15 protein-coding genes are annotated in these 20,171 nt (G+C 43.7%); 6 read left to right on the top strand and 9 right to left on the bottom strand.

The annotated features are described in order from the left end of the window. Positions 1-193: 193 nt before the first annotated feature. Both napF and ACVBIL_RS17585 read left to right on the top strand, forming a co-directional pair. The gene (gene napF / locus ACVBIL_RS17590; protein ID WP_447168255.1) at positions 194-682 is read left to right on the top strand and encodes a ferredoxin-type protein NapF; all 489 of its coding nucleotides are present in this window, start codon (positions 194-196) and stop codon (positions 680-682) included. 343 nt (positions 683-1,025) lie between these two features. Next, positions 1,026-1,451: a bactofilin family protein gene (locus ACVBIL_RS17585; protein ID WP_447168254.1), complete on the top strand. Its 426-nt coding sequence runs from the start codon at positions 1,026-1,028 to the stop codon at positions 1,449-1,451. Positions 1,452-1,554: 103 nt separating this feature from the next. Here the strand turns inward: ACVBIL_RS17585 and ACVBIL_RS17580 are convergent, their stop codons facing one another. The 4 genes from ACVBIL_RS17580 to cysQ form a co-directional block, all read right to left on the bottom strand. After that, a complete protein-coding gene (locus ACVBIL_RS17580; RefSeq protein WP_447168253.1) occupies positions 1,555-2,229 on the bottom strand; it encodes a DUF2982 domain-containing protein in 675 nt (224 codons plus the stop codon). A gap of 1,016 nt (positions 2,230-3,245) precedes the next feature. Beyond that, positions 3,246-4,025 carry a YdcF family protein gene (locus ACVBIL_RS17575; RefSeq protein WP_447168252.1) on the bottom strand — a complete coding sequence of 260 codons (780 nt, stop codon included), beginning with the start codon at positions 4,023-4,025 and terminating at the stop codon, positions 3,246-3,248. Positions 4,026-4,336: 311 nt separating this feature from the next. Continuing rightward, positions 4,337-5,239, bottom strand: coding sequence for a fructokinase (mak, locus tag ACVBIL_RS17570; RefSeq protein ID WP_447168251.1), 903 nt, complete (start codon positions 5,237-5,239; stop codon positions 4,337-4,339). A gap of 39 nt (positions 5,240-5,278) precedes the next feature. Further along, positions 5,279-6,058, bottom strand: coding sequence for a 3'(2'),5'-bisphosphate nucleotidase CysQ (gene cysQ, locus ACVBIL_RS17565; protein WP_447168256.1), 780 nt, complete (start codon positions 6,056-6,058; stop codon positions 5,279-5,281). A gap of 719 nt (positions 6,059-6,777) precedes the next feature. On the opposite strand from cysQ, the gene ACVBIL_RS17560 reads away from it, so the two are divergent. Beyond that, positions 6,778-8,244, top strand: coding sequence for a capsule assembly Wzi family protein (locus ACVBIL_RS17560; protein ID WP_447168250.1), 1,467 nt, complete (start codon positions 6,778-6,780; stop codon positions 8,242-8,244). A 406-nt stretch (positions 8,245-8,650) separates the two neighbouring features. Here ACVBIL_RS17560 and rfbD read toward each other — a convergent pair whose 3' ends face one another. The 5 genes from rfbD to ACVBIL_RS17535 form a co-directional block, all read right to left on the bottom strand. Then, entirely contained in the window at positions 8,651-9,700 is a 1,050-nt protein-coding gene (rfbD, locus tag ACVBIL_RS17555) for a dTDP-4-dehydrorhamnose reductase (protein ID WP_447168249.1), read from the bottom strand. Between the two features lie 18 nt (positions 9,701-9,718). Next, complete coding sequence (locus ACVBIL_RS17550; RefSeq protein ID WP_447168248.1) at positions 9,719-10,474, bottom strand: PHP domain-containing protein; 756 nt, start codon at positions 10,472-10,474, stop codon at positions 9,719-9,721. A 137-nt stretch (positions 10,475-10,611) separates the two neighbouring features. Further along, complete coding sequence (locus ACVBIL_RS17545; protein ID WP_447168247.1) at positions 10,612-12,123, bottom strand: sigma-54-dependent transcriptional regulator; 1,512 nt, start codon at positions 12,121-12,123, stop codon at positions 10,612-10,614. 121 nt (positions 12,124-12,244) lie between these two features. Continuing rightward, positions 12,245-15,763 (bottom strand): PAS domain S-box protein, encoded by a 3,519-nt coding sequence (locus ACVBIL_RS17540; protein ID WP_447168246.1) that lies wholly within the window; start codon positions 15,761-15,763, stop codon positions 12,245-12,247. Then, the gene (locus ACVBIL_RS17535) at positions 15,763-16,626 is read right to left on the bottom strand and encodes a phosphate/phosphite/phosphonate ABC transporter substrate-binding protein (protein ID WP_447168245.1); all 864 of its coding nucleotides are present in this window, start codon (positions 16,624-16,626) and stop codon (positions 15,763-15,765) included. Before ACVBIL_RS17535 ends, ACVBIL_RS17540 begins: the two co-directional genes overlap by 1 nt. Before the next feature lie 378 nt (positions 16,627-17,004). Between ACVBIL_RS17535 and ACVBIL_RS17530 the strand changes: the two genes are divergently transcribed. The 3 genes from ACVBIL_RS17530 (at position 17,005) to ACVBIL_RS17520 (ending at position 20,158) form a co-directional block, all read left to right on the top strand. Continuing rightward, the gene (locus ACVBIL_RS17530; protein ID WP_447168244.1) at positions 17,005-18,240 is read left to right on the top strand and encodes a SpoIIE family protein phosphatase; all 1,236 of its coding nucleotides are present in this window, start codon (positions 17,005-17,007) and stop codon (positions 18,238-18,240) included. A gap of 9 nt (positions 18,241-18,249) precedes the next feature. After that, on the top strand, positions 18,250-18,639 hold the full coding sequence (locus ACVBIL_RS17525; protein WP_447168243.1) for an ATP-binding protein: 390 nt from the start codon (positions 18,250-18,252) through the stop codon (positions 18,637-18,639). 1,162 nt (positions 18,640-19,801) lie between these two features. Beyond that, on the top strand, positions 19,802-20,158 hold the full coding sequence (locus tag ACVBIL_RS17520; RefSeq protein ID WP_447168242.1) for an STAS domain-containing protein: 357 nt from the start codon (positions 19,802-19,804) through the stop codon (positions 20,156-20,158). Positions 20,159-20,171: the final 13 nt, after the last annotated feature.

Below are 20,171 nucleotides of genomic sequence, written 5' to 3'. Positions count from 1 at the left end.
TAGGTTCTAGGTTCTAGGTTCTAGGTTCTAGGTTCTAGGTTCTAGGTTCTAGGTTCTAGGTTCTAGGTTCTAGGTTCGGCAAAATAGAGCGAAAGCGAAACAAATACTAGGTTTTGCTTTTGCGAACGCCTTAGTACCTAACAGATCTGTAAGCCTGCGAACGTCCTAGTACCTTCTAAACATGAGTAATAAGATGAGCACGATTAACCAAAGCAGAAGAAGACTTTTTAGTCGTAAAAAAAGCAATGCTATTCGTCCTCCATGGGTGAAACAATCAATCGAATTTACCGATGAATGCACCCGCTGTGATAAGTGTATTTCTGCGTGTGAAACTCAAATTATTATCAAGGGTGATGGCGGCTTTCCTGAAATCAACTTTAAAATCGATGAGTGTACGTTTTGTAAAAAATGTGCTGATGCTTGCTTAGAGCCTATTTTTGAAGATACAGACACAGCACCTTGGAACATAGCCGCTGCGATTCAAGATACCTGTATGGCTTATCAGGGGATCTGGTGCCAAAGCTGTAAAGATGCCTGCGATGCTAGTGCCATCAGTTTTATCTTAGCGATAGGTAAAGCACCTTCACCCAAGATAGATTTAGAAGCCTGCACGGGCTGTGGTGCTTGTGTGGCTCCATGCCCATCAGCCGCGATCATAGTCAAAGCTAAGACAACTGACTAACTCACAGAGAAGACATAGAGAACTCACAAAACGTAATGAAGTCAAAAATAACTTGTGAAGCGATTAAGATAATTATCCCATAAACGAGCTTTGAGAGTGCATGAGCTAATAACTCATTCACTTAACGGCTGTAATTCTAATTTCCCCTCACTAATCTCTTGTATTTTTCACCTCCTCATAATTTTATATCCATCCCTAAGTTCCGCCATAAGAAATACTTCCACAAAAACACACCCAATGATCATAGCCAAAAATATGACATATTAGCGCCAAATTTAAGTGGTTTTTTTCACTTAAATTTCAAGGTAACATCTATGTAATTGAAACTGACAGCGACGTCATTATGTTTAGAAAAAAAAGAAGCGGTGGGTTAACATTTATTGCTCAAGGAACAAGGTTCACGGGTGAAACAGAATTTGCAGCAGAGGCACTTATCGCTGGTGAACTCTTTGGTAAAGTGAATTCCAGTGGCAGCATCACTATCGAGCAAGGCGGAGTCATCGACGGCAAGCTTCATTGTGCCGAACTTCGTGTATCGGGTACTTTCCGTGGTAAATTGACATGCGAAAAACTAAACATCACTAGCACCGGAGTGGTTGATGGTGAAGTGAACTGCCAATCAATGGAGATCTTTGAAGGTGGTCAGTTTATCGGTATGCGTGTACGAGACGATATCGCTTTTTTGCCATCAAACACTGAAGCGAAAAAAAGTATTAATACCCCTTCAAAAGAGCAACAAATTGAAGACGCTGAACTCAGCATTAGTTAACGCTAATTTGCACGTCAACGCCTAATTATTGATATATGAGAAAAATGGTTATACGAGTAAGGTGTTGGTGAAAGTTTAACGTTAAATAGAGCCATGCTAACAATTAGAATGGCTCTACACTTTTCTGTTTATACTCCCGCAATAAGACTAGAAATTCATTAGCGGGCCTATCTATCGTATCAGTAGAGATAAATAGGTGATAACCAAGGTGCGTATCTAAAATCCGACAACGATGGCCAAACATTGCCAGCACACCCTTATATCGATCATTGTCCTCAATAAAAGGGCTGAACTCTTCAACCATTTGGTTTTCTAATGTCGATAAATCTTCATCTTGAGCAGAAGCAGTCATCAGTAAAGGACGTTGCTCCGTTAACAATCCCGCCGCTAAACGCAATGAAATACACTCTAAAACAGGACTAACCTTCTTTAATTTGATCCCAATATAGGGAAGAGTCAATATTTCAAGCCCTTGTGATACACGGGGCTGGTCTAAGCGCTGAATATTATCCCAAGTAATATCAAACTGGCCGCGCCGATGAAAATAGCTTACCCCTTCAGACGTTAACTTGACTGTCACCTCAGGTTCAACCAGTTTAGAGCATCCCAACACTGCAGTAATAGCACCAAACGCAAAACACACAATACCAGGTGCAAATAGGTGGCTACCTGATAAAAATAGCGATAAACCTGCCACAATGCCTAATAAACCAAAAACGGTTAGGGTTATTCCATTACGCTTATTGACGGGCCTAATCAGTACAGCTTCATTTATCAACTTCTACATACTCTTATAATTAGGGTGTTAATCTCGGATTTTAGCAGGTTACAAAATAAGGCGCGAGGCCGTTTATAAACAAGGTTCTAGGTTCTAGGTTCTAGGGTCTAGGTTCTAGGTTCTAGGTTCTAGGTTCTAGGGTCTAGGTTCTAGGTTCTAGGGTCTAAGTTCTAGGTCCTAAGTCCTAAGTTCTAGGTTCTAGGTTCTAGGTTCTAGGTTCTAGGTTCTAAGTTCTAAGTTCTAAGTTCTAGGTTCTAGGTTCTAGGTTCTAGGTTCTAAGTTCTAAGTTCTGAGTTCTAGGTTCTAAGTTCTAAGTTCTAAGTTCTAAGTTCTAAGTTCTAAGTTCTAAGTTCTAGGTTCTAAGTTCTAAGTTCTAAGTTCTAAGTTCTAGGTTCTAAGTTCTAAGTTCTAGGACCTTCTCAAAGACTTGACGGCATAAATGCCGACCTACAATGGTTAAGGTGCTTTTCCATAAATGAGCCAGCGAACGTTCCGTATATCGTAAGGCCGCAGGCCATTCTGCTTTTCCGTCTTTGCTTTCCCTAGGACCTGCTTTTCCAAGCACCTAGGACCTTCTCAAAGACTTGACGGCATAAATGCCGACCTACTATGGTTAAGGTGCTTTTCCATAAATGAGCCCGCGAACGTTCCGTAAATCGTAAGGCCGCAGGCCATTCTGCTTTTCTGTCTTTGCTTTCCCTAGGACCTGCTTTTCCAAGCACCTAGAACCTTCACAAAGACTTGACGGCATAAATGCCGACCTACTATGGTTAAGGTGCTTTTCCGTAAATGAGCCAGCGAACGTTCCGTAAATCGTAAGGCCGCAGGCCATTCTGCTTTTCCGTCTTTGCTTTCCCTAGGACCTGCTTTTCCAAGCACCTAGGGCCTTCTCAAAGACTTGACGGCATAAATGCCGACCTACAATGGTTAAAGGTGCATTTCCATAAATGAGCCAGCGAACGGAACGTTCCGTAAATCGTAAGGCCGCAGGCCATTTCGCCTTTGCTTTATCCGTCTCAGCTTGTACCTAGCACCTGCTTTTCCTCGGTCCTAGTCCCCTCTTGCTCATGTTTAAGCTTGAACCAGATCAATCCCATATATTCATGGATTGCTCGCTGGGAATTTAGCAAGTTCTGTGCATCAAAACGCCACCAGTAAGTCTTTCTTTGAGCAAAATCGGTTGGTGCAGCGGTAACATTAAGCTTTGCATTAGTAAAAATGGCCATAGCTCTGGGCATATGGCTTGCCGACGTAACCAAACGAAATGGTGCCTCACCGACTTCCCATACCATGAACTGCGCTTCTTCAATCGTATCTTGCGCTAACGGAAATTTAATAATTGATTTAGGTGATACGCCGAGCTCCACTGCGGCATCAAACATTATATCGGCATGAGGGCGTGTTGATAGCCCTCCACTCCAGCCACTAACCACCAACTTACATTCTCGCCCTAAAGACAACTGACGCACCCCCTCAGTCAATCTTGCTAACGCTGTATTTGAGAGCTGTTGAACCGCAGTCAAATTTGGATTCTCATCATGCCCACTGCCCAATACCATCACTAAGCAACCACTATCATTAGTTTGATTATTGACTTGGTATTGCTCTTCCAATGGTGCTAATAACCAATTACTCCCCCAACTACTACTCAAAACAATGAGCAAGCCAGCCGCGATCATCAGCAAGGCTTTTGAAGACTGACGATTACGCATCACTAAATAAGCAAGTGCGATTAGCAACAACACCATAGGAATTGGCATAAACAGTTGAGAGATTATCTTTTTAAACCAAAACATAGAAACGATTGCCTAGTGAGGGGGAATGTCTAAGAAGTGTAGCATGCTATTCTATTCATTAATTTTATTCAGCAGCAATTCATGTTTAAGCATTCACTGCAGTTTCATTGACTATCAGAGACCATTCAGTAGGTATTTTTTATATTCAACCCAATAAAAAAGGTAACAGACATTCAGTCTATTACCTTTTAAAATTAATCTGCGACTAAAGTTACTATTTAATTAAGCCGAAATGTAGAGCCTCTAGAGTCCACATATCAAACCGTACATAGGGCTAGCTTATTGCTAAACCTCTGCACTAATCGCGCTTGTTAGCACGACTTACTCCATAGCCAAGCGGCGCCGCGCACACCCGATGAGCTGCCATACATATTTTGCACAACGGGGGTGCGACACTCACCACCGAGTACATATTTTGACAGTAAGTCTGGCAGCAATGGGTAGATAGCATCAATGTTTGATACCCCACCACCAAGCACTATAATATCCGGATCTAGCAAGTTGATAACATGAGCTAAAGAGCGGGCGAGTCTATCGATATAACGTGCAAATGCAGCTGCTGCAATCGCATCGCCCTCTTCCATACGTGCAACAATTTCAATACCAGTAGTGGCGCTGCCACCGAATAGCTGATAATCACGCACAAAGCCGGTACCTGAAATAAACGTCTCGATACAGTCTTTATTACCGCAAAAACAATTAGTGGAATGAAACTCTTCGACGCTCATCCACGGTAACGGGTTATGCCCCCACTCACCACCAATACCATTGCCACCACTATGAACGTTTCCGTTAATGGCAACTCCTGCACCGCACCCCGTACCGATAATGACTCCAAACACCACGCCTTTTCCAGCAGCGGCGCCATCGATGGCTTCAGAGACGGCAAAACAATTGGCATCATTTGCAACTCGAACCTCTCTGCCCAAACGCTTACCTAAATCAACATCTAGCGGGTGGCCGTTAATCCAAGTTGAATTCGCATTTTTGACTAACCCTGAAAATGGTGACACTACACCGGGGATCCCAACACCAACGCTGCCTTTTTCACCCAACAGCTCTTCAGCCTCAAACACTAGCGTCTCGATAGCATCTAGCGTTGCGTTATATTCTCTAGGTGTTGCTATGCGTTTACGAAAAAGCTCCTCGCCCTGTTCGCTAAGCGCGACCACTTCTATTTTTGTGCCACCAAGATCTACGCCGATCCGCAACATGCTTTCCCCTTTAAAAATGTTTGTCACTCATCAAAATCGTTATCGAGCTGATAGTTGGTCATCCCAATGCGGAGCATAAGCGATGAAGTATGGATTTAATATGTCCTCTTTTTGATTGTAATCTAGACGTGTATTGGTGTCATACCTAAGCACTTTACCACCCGCACTTTCTAGCACAGCTTGTGCCGCAGCCGTGTCCCACTCACTGGTTAAGCCTAAACGAGGGTAAATATCAGCCTCACCTTCTGCCAGTAAGCAAAATTTAAGTGAGCTGCCCACGCTTTTCATTTCGTGCTCACCAATTTCTTGCAAGTAAACTTGTAATCCGGGACTGACATGTGAGCGACTGCCAACAATTCTAGGTATGGATGATGCAGGCTTGCTAATATCAGTTAACGGCGCAATGTTCTGTGCATGCTGTAGCCAAGCTCCAGTGTCTAACGCGCCATAAAAACATTTATCCAGCACTGGGGCATATACCACTCCAGCAACGGCTCTATCTTTCTGGATAAAGGCAATATTAACCGTGAACTCACCGTTACGCTTGATAAACTCTTTGGTACCATCAAGTGGGTCTATCAGCCAGTAAGACTGCCAATGACGTCTTTCATCCCAACTGATCCCAACGGACTCTTCAGACAGAATCGGAATATCGGGCGTTAATTGTTTTAATCTTTGTACAATCACCTGATGACTAACCAGATCGGCAGCGGTTACCGGGCTGTCATCAGCTTTAGTCACCACACCTAGATCATCTTCGCCATAAATAGCCATAATGGCATCGCCAGCTTCGATAGCTATCTCAACGAGTGACTGCATCCACTCCTGTTTAAATGTCTGGCTCAATGTTTATTATCTCTATAATTGGATTAATGCATTATCAGTATTGAGCGTTAATTATGCCAGCATTATGCCATTGAAATTAATAACCAAAAAATCATTCTATGTCTAAAATAGACTAAGGCGAAAGGTAATAGGTTCTAGGACGTTCCGTACACTGTAAAGCCACAGGCCGTTCGGCTTGTACCGCTTAGCTTTACGTAGGTTGGGCTTTAGTCAATCAAAATATAAAACACCAATAAAAAGCTGACGGCATAAATGCCGACCTACATAAAAACAAGGTCCTAGGTTTGAGGAGCTAGGAAACTTAAACTAACAGCTACAAAACGAAAAGAGTAGAGGCTATGCCACTTCACTATAAATGTCGCTTTGGCTTGTATAGGATCTAGCAGGAGCAAAGCGACGCTCTAGCGCCTTAGAAGCGCAGCGACAATCTTTACTCTTAACCGTAAGCGAAGCGTTCTGTAAGTGAGCCTGCGAATGCTCCGTATACAGTAATCGGCTTTAACCATCTTTGCTTTTACTATCTTTGTTCTTACCTAGCGTCTGCTTTTCCTAGAACCTAGAAGCGAGCTTGCGAACGCCCTTCTTTGCTTTATATGTCACACTTTGTGTCGAATTATCGATTCATCTATCATTATGCTTTCTGCTTACAGTGAATTCCTCTAAAATGCGCGGCATTGACAAAAGGGATCCCAATGAAACTCAAATTATTATCTGGATTATTACTGCTGGCTTGTAGCTCAACGCAAGCTGCCTGGTGGGTAGAACCAACTGATTTACCACTAAGAGCTGATATTCAGCTGTTATCTGATACAGGCGTTATTGTTCAGCCTATTACCACTTACCCACTAATGTGGGATGGCATTAAGCAAGATATGGATAAGGCAGATCAAAATGCTCTATCTAATCTACAACGCGATGCTTTCGATAGAGTGAACCGCGCTTATCAGCATGACCATCGCGGCATGAGCAGCAAGATAGAGCTTGCTGGCGGCTCGGACACCACGCGCTTTATTGGTTTTGGCCAAGACTATCGCGATAAAGCCGAAGCAGCCGTCTCCGCCGAAGTGACTAAAGACTGGTTTAGTGGCCGTCTAGAAGCCAGCTACCACCTAGACCCTATTGATGGTAACAGCACTCGTTTAGATAATAGCTTTGCCGCAGTAATGTTAGGAAACTGGATTGTAAGCGCTGGCGCTCAGCAAAAATATTGGGGTCCAGGTTGGGATAGTGGCCTAATTCAAACCACCAACGCTAGACCTATGCCAGGAATGACACTAAGCCGTAATAATAGCCAAGCCTTCGAAACACCATGGCTTAACTGGGTAGGCCCATGGACCTTTACCACCTCATTTAGCCAGATGGAAAGCGATCGCTACGTGCCAGATACCAAGCACTGGGGCGCACGCGGTACGTTAAGACCAATCTCTAAGTTAGAAGTTGGTTTCTCATGGACTATGCAATGGGGCGGCGAAGGTTATGGCAATAGCTTAGGCGATTGGTGGGACGGCCTATTTAACGGCGGCATGACTGAGGGTGAGATTGAAAACGGCCAAGAGAACATGTTGGCTGGCTACGATTTCCGCTGGTCTGATACCGCGTTTGGTATCCCGTATGGCATCTACTACGAGCGTATACACGAAGACTACCATAACGGCAAAAACAAGCTAATCAACTCGGCTAATATGGGCGGAGTCGACTTCTTTTTAGCAGACCTTAATACTCGAGTCTTTGTTGAGTACTCTGACACCCAAGTCGCTTGTGGTATTGACCCTGATGCATACAACTGCCTGTATGAGCATGGATTTTATAAAAATGGCTACCGTTATTATGGCCGCAGCCTAGGTAGTACTTATGACAATGACGCAACAACCTTAGTGGTTGGCGGCATTACTCAGCTTGGCGGCGGACAAAACATCAGCAATAAGTTCCGTTGGTTAAGACTTAACACAGATGGAACCGATGGCAATGCTGGTATTGGCGGCAATCCGGTATCACCTGGTGAGTACGAGCGTGTATATCAATTTGATACCAGCTACCATAGACCGTTCTACCAAGGCACCTTAAAGGTTGGCGGCACGCTGGGATACAGTAAATATGTCACATCCGGTGGCGATGACTGGGATACCACTATTTACGCCGGTTGGGAAAGAAACTTTTAGTTTTTAGAAAGGTTCTATTCTAGATTCTAGGCTCTAGGTCGTTCGTCAGCTCACTGCTAGGACGGCCTTTGGCCTATAAAAACAAGGCCCTAGGTTCTAGAACGCTTCGCTCCGAGGACGGACTGCGTCCTACTAGGAAAATCAAAAGCGATACACAAAGTTAGTTACAGTCTCCCTTAAACCTTCTAGCCCGTTCATACTGTTGCTTTTCCGTCTCAGCCGTTACCGTCTTTGCTCTTACCTAGAACCTGCTTTTCCTAGGACCTAGAACCTTGTTAGCTTTGCAATGAGTGAGCTTGCGAACGTTCCGTTTACCGTAAGGCCATTCTGCTTTCTCGTCTTAGCTTGTACCGTCTTAGTCTTAGCCTTTACCTAGAACCTGCTTTTCCTAGGACCTAGAACCTTGTTAGCTTTTAACCTTTTGATACTTAATCATGGCGTTGAGTTGCTCTTGCCATGTAGCCCTAAGCAGACTCCCGGGGTTAATACCTAATTGATAACAGACTTTCTCGGCGCTCAATACGCTTTGTCGTGGTCTGTTTGCCAGAGGCTTTTGATGTAAAGCTTGCCAAGATAAGGTGCTAATAGGCTCAATTCGACATTTAGCGTTATTAAGCGTTTGCTCTGTCGTTAATATTGTCAGTCTTTGGATCTCAGTCGCAAACTCAAACCAAGAACAACTCGCTGAGCCCGCATAGTGATACAGATTACACACTGGCGTTTTTGCATGAGCGTTCAACTCATTCAGCTTAAGCTTCATGCTCGACGTTTGTTTTTGTTTAATCAACAGGAAAATCATTACCGCTAAGGCTTCACACCAGGTTGGGCTGCCAAATTGATCGTCTATGACCGACAGCATCTCTTTGACCTTAAATAACCCCTGCATGGTTTGGACAAAGTTTTGTCCAAAGTCACTATAAAGCCAAGAAGTACGAATAATTGTTGCCTTAGAACCTAGAATCTCACTTACCCAGCGTTCACCTTCACGTTTACTCTTGCCATAAACAGATAATGGCGCTGTCGAGTCTTGCTCAGTGTACGGGCGTTTTAACTCACCATTAAAGACAAAGTCTGTTGAGATATGTACTAACCTGATATTCCGACGATGGCACTCGCTAGCAAGAAACTTAGGACCATTGGCATTAATCGCCATCGCCTTATCGAGATCAATTTCAGCCCTATCAACACTATTATAGGCAGCACAATTTATCACCACATCAGGCATGCAAGCATCAAAGGCGGTGCAAATTGACAAGGGGTCACAAATATCAAGCTGTTGATGAGAAAGGCCAATCAGTTGATCTTTAGTGTCGATGCAATCGACAACTTCAGGCAATGCGGCCAGCAACATCTTCTGAGCTGCGGTGCGCTTAGCAGTATTGATTCGAGTTAGCTCTGCTATCGACAATAATGCCTGCGCCAATTGGCCACCAGCACCTGTGATTAAAATTCGCATCGTGTTTGAAGCTCTCTTCTAGCTTGAGCTTTCGAGTAACACTGAATATTCATCTAGCGAGCCATGACCACGTGATGATAGAAAAGCCAATAAAGCCTCAGGGCTGCGGTTTAATAGTCTATCAAGCGGAAACTCAGCTTGTTCGATGATCTGTTCAGCTTGAGAAAAATCACCTAGGCTATAGGCAATATGAGAGTCTGATCCCATCACTAACAATCCACCCGCATCTTTAACCGCCTTGGCGATTGCAAGACAATTATGCTCGCTACCTTTTCTCGACGTTAAAAAGGATGAGTTATTGATTTCAAGCGCCACGTTACTCTCAGCAGCGGCTTTTGCCACCGCTTCAATGTCTATCGGATAGGCTGGGTTACCAGGGTGGGTAATAATGTCAACATGCCCACTTTGAATACAATTAATAAGCGTCAGGGTATGTGTTTGTTTATCTGAAGGGGCAAAAACGGGTTCATGAAAGCCGGCCAAAACAATATCAAGCTCTTGTAAATAATCACCAAAAAAGTCTATCTCACCCACTACATTTTTAATATTGGCTTCGATACCTCGCAAAATACCAACACCATCGACAATTCTTGGCAATACCCGCAGATTCACAAAATGCCAAAAATGCGGCGCATCGGCCATATCAGGCCCGTGATCCGTAGTGGCAAATAGTTTTATGCCCTTGTGTTTCGCCATCGCAATATATTCTTGCAAGGTACTGTATGCATGGGTTGATGCAACTGTGTGGGTATGAGTATCAACAAGGTATTTCATGAGAGTCTCTTTAAAAACAAAGTGTTTAAACAAAAAAGAGTAGACGGTTAGTCTACTCTCTTCGAGAAAATAGCTCTATCAATAACTATCAATAGGCTTAGGCTCAGCTTAACCTTTTAAGGAAATCTATCTTTATGCTAATGGCTCAAGCTGTTTTCCAGTTCGTCCCAAGTTTGACGTTTACGATAAATCGTCGAGGCACTGATATCTAATAACGCAGCCGCCTTAGGAACATTGCCCTTACATAAGGCAATTGCATTTTCTATTGTCTGTTTCTCTGTTAACCATAGTGGCACGATATCGTCACTTTTAGCCTCTACAGCCTCAGTTGAAACATGTTCTTTGGCCGAGAAGTCTGCGCAATCGCTCACGTCTAAAAAAGCATTGCTAGCAGAATTTGGTATCGTTTCCGAAGCGTATTGAGATGGTATGCTCGGTTTTAACGCTTCCGCTGGCTTAACCTCTACCGCTGTCGTCATTTGAATCGGTAGCATATCAAGCTCAACGATCTCACTGTCATTTAATACCACAATCTGCCTGATAACATTTTGTAGTTGCCTAACATTACCCGGCCATAGGTACGAGGTTAAACATTGCTTAGCATCACTGCTAATCCCTTTAAATCGTTTACCTTCCTCCTTGTTATATTCTTTAAGCAAATTAGAAGCGAGTAATAAGATGTCTTTACCGCGCATTCTAAGTGGTGGCAATTCGATTGGGATCACATGTAAACGATAAAACAGATCTTCTCTAAAACGCCCCGCTTTAACTTCATCCCAAGGGATTCGATTGGTTGCACTCACAAAGCGCACATCCACTTTTTCCTCTTTCGTTCCTCCTACGCGTTGAAATACACCCGTTTGAATAAAGCGCAGTAGCTTGCTTTGCAATTCAAGATCCATTTCGCAGATCTCATCGAGGAACAAGGTGCCATTATGTGCACGCGTCGCGGCGCCATCTCTATTAGCAATGGCCCCAGTAAACGCACCTTTGGTGTGTCCAAAAATCTCACTTTCAATCAAATCTTTAGGAATTGAGGCACAATTTAATGCAACAAAAGGCCCTTCTCGACGCTTACCCGCATTATGTATAGCATGCGCGCAGACTTCTTTACCCGTGCCGCTTTCACCAATAATAAATGCTGACGCTTTACTATTTGCGACGCAATCTATGGTTTTATAAACCGTCTGCATAGCCAATGATTCACCGATAAACCCCATATAATGTGGTTTAGGTAAGCTGCTTTCGTATTTTGCCACTAAGTTAACCAGTTGACGCTGTTTCAAGGCATTTCGAACCGTGATAGATAAGCGCTTGGCGTCGAAAGGTTTAATGAGGAAATCAAATGCCCCCGAGCGCATCGCGTCGACAGCGATATCAATTGTGCCGTGGGCGGTGATCATAATAACCGTGATATCTGGATACTCTTGCTGAACCGTGTCCAAAATATCCATCCCTGACATATCAGGTAACTGAATATCCAGCACCAATAAATCGGGTTGCCATTGCTTTAATTCATTCAGAGCGTCTTGCCCATGATTAACATGAGTAACCCTTGCCCCTTCAGTGCGCAGATATTCGGTATAAAGCGCCCCTAGCGACATACTGTCTTCAACTAGCAATGTGGTAAATGAGCTCGTTATATCCATATAAAGTTAGCCTACCTAATTGAGATTACAATCGTATTTGATGATAAATCACTCTGTAATGTGTAGCGTCACTACACCTATCTCGGTTAATTATTAAGTTAAGTCTAGCAGCAAATACTCTTTAAGATATTGATTCAAATCGATGCTTAAATAAATCGAGTGTTTGTTCACCAACTTCGATAACCTCAGCTAATAAGGTCGCGACGTGGTCCGCGTCACCTGCTTTAGCATTTAACTCTAGTTGCTCTGCCACTTTCGATAAGGCTAATGCACCAAAGCTCCCTGAACAACTTTTAAGTGTGTGAGCTTGAATGTCAATTTCAGCTATTTCTAAAGCGCCCCCCCTGTCATGTTCAGCAGCTAATCGTTTGAGGATATTAAGCCTATCTTGCACTTCGGTGATAAAGACCATAAACATTCTTCGCATCGCCCCCTCACCTAGCATGCTATTGAGTTCGTTAAGTGTTGCCTCATTAATGATGATAATCTGTTCCTCATTATTCTTATTACTCATATGTTGAGCTTGTTGTGCATTTTCCTCTACGTCTGTTAACTCTTGCGTGGATAATACGGGTTCACGTTTATTGGGACCATTGTGCAATACTTGAGTACATTCCGCGCCGACTGCAGATTTAACTATAACCTGCTGACTTGCGGAAACAATCCATTGATTAACAGTCCGAACTAAATTATCTCGATTCACAGGCTTAGGGACGAAGTCTTTCATGCCAGCCTTCATACAGAGTTCCACATCTTCTTTTTGCACGTTTGCCGTCATCGCTATCACAACTTGATGAGGAGCTTGCTGCAATATCTTTTCTGTTGCCTCTATACCGTCCATCTCAGGCATTCTCATATCCATCAAGATAAGACCATACTCTTTACTGCTCGCCATTTTTACCGCTTCAATTCCATTATTTGCCAGTTCAACACTAAAGCCAGCCTTACGTAATAATGCACTGGCAACAATTTGATTTGCGGGGCTATCTTCGGCAAGTAAAATCGGTAAAGAGTGCAGGCCATTAGCTGAAATAGCAGCTTTATCTGAGCTTGCCTTAGCTTGACAATCATGTTCACCACTTAACATCCCCAGCATAATATCGCGGCTCAGCGGTTTATTAACCACCAGCTCTAATCCAAGCTCTTTCAGTACATTGGCTCCCGCAGGCACAACCACTGTCATTAAAGCCGCAATCACACCTTGCCCCCGTAAATAATCATTTTTTAAACGATTGACCTGCTTAACACTCAAATCAAATAAACAGTGTTCATCAATCATAATCACATTAAATTGGCCCTGGACCAGTAAAGAGCTAAATACGCTATCAATACTGTCGGTACAAACGATCGTCACTCCATATTGGCTATACTGCCGTTGTACTAAATCACAATAAACCTTATTTGAGTGTATCAAAAGCACCCGAGAGTGCTGCGGAGCACGATAGACTTCAGGCTTAGCGTTTTGATCGGGGTGAAGCAACACATTAAAGCTAAAACAGCTGCCTTTTCCTGGCTGACTGGTTACATCAATTTGTCCGCCCATCTGAGTAATCAGCTTTGCACAAATCGCTAAACCTAGACCAGTACCGCTATAGTTGGTGTTGTGCGAATCATGTATCTGACTAAACTCTTCGAATAGCGAAGTTTGCAGGTTCTCGGCAATGCCAATTCCCTGATCCACGACTTTACAACACAGGCGTACCTCATCAATACTGATTTCAGACAGCCACATCTCAATCGCAACACAACCACCAAAAGAGAACTTAATCGCATTATCTATCAAGTTATGCAGCACTTGCCTTAACCTTTGCCCATCGCCAAGCAAGGTGTCAGGCACATTTTTGTTTATAACACTCGCTAAAGCGATCCCCTTATCTTGAGCTTTTGCAGATAAGACTTGTAGTATTTGCGACGTCAGCTTTGACGGAGAGAATACGGTCTCTTCCAGTACCATTTGCCCCGCTTCTATCTTAGAGAAATCCAAGATATCGTCGATAGTACTTAATAGTGCATTACCCGCCTCTTTAGCGGTATTGGCATAAATACGTTGTTCTTTATTCAAGCTTGAGTCCAATATTAAATCTACGCTCCCTAATACAGCATTGAGAGGGCTACGGATCTCATGGCTCATAGTGGCTACAAATCGAGACTTTGCTTCACTGCCCTGTTCCGCCTGCTCTTTAGCAAATTTAAGCTGCATCTCATACTCAATTCGGCGTGAAATATCTCGAATAAAGGCAGTGAATAATAATTCTGGTCCGAGTTGCACTGGAATTAGCGTTAGCTCAATCGGCACCATTTCACCGTCAGCTCGCATCGCTTTCATCTGTGTTGAATGCTTAAAGGCTTTGCCTTGCCCCGTTGTAATATATTCCTCAAGAATCTGATGAAAGCGCAGTTGCTCTTCACCACGAAAAATGGTTTCTTCTATTGAATGGTCTATCAACTGACAAGCGTGTAATTTAAATAATAAGCATGCAGCATCGTTCACTTCTTGGATTTCACCTGAAATATCAAAGGTGATCAGTGCATCTTTGCTGCCCTCTAACGTTGCCAATAGAATCGATTTAGTTCTTTGCTCGGCGACCTGTGCCCGTTTCACCTCACTCACATCTTTTACAAGGCCTAAAAATAGCACTTCGTCATCAATACACATTTTTTCGATGGATAACTCTATTGAAAAAAGGCCGCCATATTTTTTTTGTGCAACTAATTCTCTACCTTTGCCGATGATCTTGGCTTCACCACTGTCTAAGTAGTGTCGAATATATTCGTCATGCATCAATCGATCTTTAGCCGGCATAAGCAATGATACATTTTCTCCTATAAGCTCTAACGAACTATAGCCAAACAGGCGACTCACAGCGGGATTGACCTCCTCAATAATCCCGTGACGATTGACAATAAAAAAGCCATCTACAGCGGTTTGTAAAATTGCGCTCAAGCGGATATTACTGCTCTCTAAGGCGTGGTTTTTTTCTGCCACTTTCTCAACCATTTGGTTAAATGCAAGCATGGTTTTGCCAATTTCATCATCACTGCGAATAGGGATCTGCACATTGGATTCACCTTGTAAGATGCGCTCTGACGCTGTTTTTAGCTGCGCTAAGTTACGCGTCAAGTAATGACCTAATAACCAGGAGAAGAGTGCAACCAAAAACATTTCAACGCCTGCAATAGTTAAAAAACGTGTTCTTGCATCCAAAATAAAGCTATCTAATTGCGCCGTTTCAAAGCCTAATTCTACTTTTCCATAAGTGAACCCTGACTCTTCGATAGCGCTTTCAATATCTAGAATACCGTCATCAACATTAACGATCCCCCTGTCTACTGATTTAACTGAAGCGGTATTGAAGCTACCGGCACTAACCAATAAACGACGTTGATCGTAAATATTGACATAAAGCACTTGAGAGGTGGTTAATAGCTCATTAGCAAGCACATTAAGAGTCGACAGATCACTGCTGATCACGGCATCTTTTGCTGCTGCAGCAAACAACGAAGCGGTAGAGCTAGCCCGTTTTTCTATTTCGGCTTGATTTGAGCTTTTTAAGTAATCAATACTGGTATAAACCAGCAGCATTAATAACAAGCCTTCGATTATTGCGATCCCTAGAATCGTCTTTACTCGAAATGACACTAGCGGCTCTCCTTTAAGGGGTCATTGAGCTCATTTAGCGTTAATGCGCGAACATCATCCCAATCTCGACTGTCTGCAGCTTCCATCGCTTTAAACCCTAATCCATTGAGCAAAGTACGTCCCTCACTCGTTGTTGATAGCGCTAATAACTCATTTAAGAGTGCAGTTCGCTGTGCTTGCGACACTCTCGGGTGGGTCGCGATAGCGTGAGGCGTGTAACCTGGGGTCCTCCATAACACCTTTAGCTGCTGTGTGACATCACTATCCATATTGCTAAACGTACGCCCTACACCGCCGCCAGCATCAACCAAGCCTTGAGCAACCGCAAGATAGACAGAGTCATGGGAGCCGACATATTTAGTGTTATGCACAATATGTTGTTGTTTTAAAATCGCGCGAGGAATAACACTTGCGGCAAACGCAGCAGGAGCCGGGAATGCGAGAGATTTACCATTCAGATCACCAAGCTCTGATATCGCAGAGTCTTTACGTACTACTATAAGCCCTTTTATATGCTTATCCGTCTCTTTGGCTAATGCAACATAGCCTGGAGAGTCATGGAAAACGGTGAAGTGATAAGGGTTCATATAAGCTATGTCATACTCGCCCTGAGCTAAACGCCTTTCAAAGGTTGGAATATCTGGCGCCGTTGCAAATTGCAAATCAAGCTTCGCATTTTGCGACAACTCGGCTAATACAGGAGCCCAGCCTTTAGCCAAAGTACTCGCAGCCTGTTGTGGTACAACGCCAAACGTCAACACCTTAGGCTCTACACCCACAGCCGCTGCGGCTGAGCTATAGCAAGACATAAGCACAAACCAATATAAAACAGTCACTTTAGTAAACGATTTATATATAGACATAGAACCAGATCCCCCGGTTTTCAATTAACGCCATTGATTAACCTCAGCAAACCCTATGCCAACCCCTAAATGACATATCGATTTCTTAATGTTCCCATGGCAATTCATACAAATAAGCCCTTAACTACGCATCTAGATTCTCGAACAAAAAAACAATACAAACCAAACGATTAACAAGCCAGCCAGTAATAAACCAATCATTCATAAATAATGCCAATTTGAGTGTTTGCTTTTTCATATAAATTAGCACTCCTCACGGTTTAGCGATTCTATCTACTGCCTATAACCTATAACCCATAATGAAAAGGGTTTGTTGTTATCTGGCACAGAGCTTGCTTTGATATAACACACCCATGCCCCCGAGCCATAAGGACGACAATGACGATGCCTTTACCTTCACAGCTTAACAGGCAATATAAAATCATCCTTGTGGAGGACAGCGATAGTGAGCGCTGTTTACTGCTGAATTTACTCGACTCTATGGGGTTTATGGCTCAGGGGTTCTCAAATGCCGCAGACGCGCTCGCAGTGCTTCAGCAGGAACATGTCGATATCGTCATCACCGACTGGATGATGCCCAACCTCAGCGGCATTGAACTATGTCATAAAATTAAAGCCATGCCTTGCTCGCCCTACACCATATTACTGACTGGCAATAATCAAAACTCACACATTATCGAAGGAATAGAGTCTGGCGCCGATGACTTTATCGCAAAGCCTTTTCACTCCGGAGTATTAAAAGTCAGGATCCTTGCTGGACTACGGATTATTGACATGCAACAGGCATTAGCACGTCACAATGAAGCGTTAAACCTGATGCTAGTAAAAGAGCAGGCCTATTTGAGTAAACTCAAGCAAGATCTCTCTATTGCCGCTCAACTGCAACGCGCCTTACTGCCAAAAGATGCTGATTTAACAGCTGGCTGGCGAGTGACTACCGCATTTAAACCTGCTCAAGATCTCGCTGGAGATGTATTTCAATGTTTTAACATTGACCAACAGCATATCGGTTTCTATTTACTGGATGTAAGCGGACATGGCACGGCGGCATCTATGCTGAGTTTTACACTCGCGCATCAGCTATCGAGTAGCCAGGAAATTTGGAGGTCTCTTGATTTATGTAAAATAGCGAACATGGTCAACCAGGAGTTTGACGACCCTGAACAATGCGGGCGTTTCGCCACTATGCTCATCGGGATTATAACCCCAAAAAACGGCAGTATCGAACTCATCAATGCCGGGCATCCCAGCCCTATTCTTGTTAGTCCAGAAGGTGCTAAGTTTATTGCGGACTCTGATATTGGAGCGCAGCTCCCCATAGGTATCAGCAAACAATATCACTATCAAAGTCAGCATTTTACCTTGGAAAAAGACAGCCAACTCTTGCTCTACTCTGATGGTATTTACGAGTGTCGCCACAGTAAATTCGGCGATTTCGGCTTAGCTAAACTACTAAAAAACGTGTGTGATGCAAGAGCATTATCGGCAGAGAAACTATTACATTATCTCAGTTACAGCTCAGAGCTTTGGCAAGAGAAACAAGCACAAGACGACATATCACTAATGCTCATCTCATCCACAAATAGTGCAGTTCATTGTGGCTCTGAGATGTGAGGAAATATTATGAATAGCTTACAGTTCACCCTTAACCGAAATATCATGAGCAAGCACTCTATCAGTAAAGAGATAGAGCAGTTTATGTTGCAAAATCAAGTATCCGATACGAAGCGCTTCAAAGTGATCACTTGCATTCTTGAGGCCATATCAAACGTATTTATCCATGCGAAACCAAAGCTTGGCTCCATGATAATCGTTTTGCATTGTGACGAGCACAAGATAACCGTCGACCTACTCGATGACTCTCCGTTGCAAATCTTAGAAGCGCCAAAGAGCTGCCCACCAGCCGAGTCCCCCTCTGGTCGAGGACTGTGGATAATTAACAACTGGATGGACAGTGTACGAATGCAAAAAACAGTCGCAGGAACCCACTTACAACTGATGGTGGCTATTTGAAACAAGCTAAGAAGGTACTAGATCCTAGGGCGTTCGCAAGCTCACTGCGAGGTCGCTTCGCTGCTAGGAAAAGCAAAACAACGTTGCCTTTGACCTTTCAGCTCTTTCCAGCGCTTACTTATTCGTCTTAGCTTGTCCGGATTTTACACGAAGAAAAGCAACATCAAGTAAAAGCCATTTTTAGCTTTAGCTCTTCTGCGTGCCCTCCGTGAAAGCGCAGCGCTCCGTGGTGAGAATGCTCTTAACTCTTGTAATCAAAAACAGGCCGTTCGCTTTACCGTCCCACATCAGAGACTATGCCACTTCACTATAAATGTCGCTTTGGCTTGTATAGAGTCTAGCAGGAGCAAAGCGACGCTCTCGCAGTGACATAGTCACTTCCTCGAAGCGCAGCACTCTTCTCAGCCTTTAACCGTCAGCGCAGCGTTCCGTAAGTGAACTTGCGAACGTTCCGTATACCGTAATCCATTTTTCCGTCCCAGCTTGCACCATCTTAGCCCTTACCTAGAACCTGCTTTTCCTAGAACCTAGAACCTGCTTTTCCTAGAACCTAGAACCTTCTATGCTTTAACCGTCAGCGCAGCATTCCGTAAGTGAGCCCGCGAACGTTCCGTAATCCGTAAGGCCGCAGGCCGTTCCGCTTTTCCGTCCCAGCTTGCACCATCTTAGCCCTTACCTAGAACCTGCTTTCCTAGAACCTAGGACCTTCTATGCTTTAACCGTCAGCGCAGCGTTCCGTAAGTGAGCTTGCGAACGTTCCGTATACCGTAATCCGCTTTCCAGTCTCAGCTTGCACCATCTTAGCCCTTACCTAGAACCTGCTTTTCCTAGAACCTAGGACCTTCTATGCTTTAACCGTCAGCGCAGCGTTCCGTAAGTGAGCTTGCGAGCGTTCCGTTATCCGTAAGGCCGCAGGCCGCTCCGCTTTTCCGTCTTCGCTGTTCCCTTGGAGCTTTTTCAACCTTTCCCATTTTGCATCGCAAATAAAGAACAAGGCCCACAAATCAATCTAACCCGTGCTCAATATAAAGGTAACCCCTTTAAATACAGCAAGATAAAAACTGGCACTAGGATTGCTCTGTTAATAAATACAGAGTAACAAATTCAACACTTCTTCAGATAACCCACTCAAAATGCCAAGTGCATTTTTAAGGATGCCAATATGATCTTCTGCAAATTACCTCAGAATAATGCATGTAAAATCACACTGCCAGTTGAAGTGATAATGACGCAAACCGCGACACTCAGAGCCGCAATACTGCAACAAATTGATGCTGGGATGACGCAACTCATTATCGACCTTCACCAAGTTGAGTACATTGATTCAAGTGGCCTATCAGTACTTATATCAGCGTTAAAACGAGTAGAACAAGAAGAGGGTGAAATTGTATTGCTTTCTCCAACAGACGGAGTGCGCTCACTTATTGAACTTACCCGCTTACATCAGATTTTTTCTATTTATGAAGATGAGACAGCAGCCATTGAATACATTTGCAATGAGCTTACCGAGCAAACATAACACATTAGAGGCC

It is taken from the genome of Shewanella sp. 125m-7 (assembly GCF_052977045.1).
The sequence above is the reverse complement of the archived record's forward strand: the minus strand, read 5'-3'. Positions and strand labels throughout refer to the sequence as shown.

Coding starts and splice junctions, on each gene's coding strand:
- ACVBIL_RS17525 (WP_447168243.1), top strand. CDS start 18,250: ATGAATAGCTTACAGTTCACCCTTAACCGAAATATCATGAGCAAGCAC.
- ACVBIL_RS17545 (WP_447168247.1), bottom strand. CDS start 12,123: ATGGATATAACGAGCTCATTTACCACATTGCTAGTTGAAGACAGTATG.
- napF (WP_447168255.1), top strand. CDS start 194: ATGAGCACGATTAACCAAAGCAGAAGAAGACTTTTTAGTCGTAAAAAA.
- ACVBIL_RS17575 (WP_447168252.1), bottom strand. CDS start 4,025: ATGTTTTGGTTTAAAAAGATAATCTCTCAACTGTTTATGCCAATTCCT.
- ACVBIL_RS17530 (WP_447168244.1), top strand. CDS start 17,005: ATGACGATGCCTTTACCTTCACAGCTTAACAGGCAATATAAAATCATC.
- ACVBIL_RS17550 (WP_447168248.1), bottom strand. CDS start 10,474: ATGAAATACCTTGTTGATACTCATACCCACACAGTTGCATCAACCCAT.
- rfbD (WP_447168249.1), bottom strand. CDS start 9,700: ATGCGAATTTTAATCACAGGTGCTGGTGGCCAATTGGCGCAGGCATTA.
- ACVBIL_RS17560 (WP_447168250.1), top strand. CDS start 6,778: ATGAAACTCAAATTATTATCTGGATTATTACTGCTGGCTTGTAGCTCA.
- cysQ (WP_447168256.1), bottom strand. CDS start 6,058: ATGCAGTCACTCGTTGAGATAGCTATCGAAGCTGGCGATGCCATTATG.
- ACVBIL_RS17585 (WP_447168254.1), top strand. CDS start 1,026: ATGTTTAGAAAAAAAAGAAGCGGTGGGTTAACATTTATTGCTCAAGGA.
- ACVBIL_RS17535 (WP_447168245.1), bottom strand. CDS start 16,626: ATGTCTATATATAAATCGTTTACTAAAGTGACTGTTTTATATTGGTTT.
- mak (WP_447168251.1), bottom strand. CDS start 5,239: ATGTTGCGGATCGGCGTAGATCTTGGTGGCACAAAAATAGAAGTGGTC.
- ACVBIL_RS17520 (WP_447168242.1), top strand. CDS start 19,802: ATGATCTTCTGCAAATTACCTCAGAATAATGCATGTAAAATCACACTG.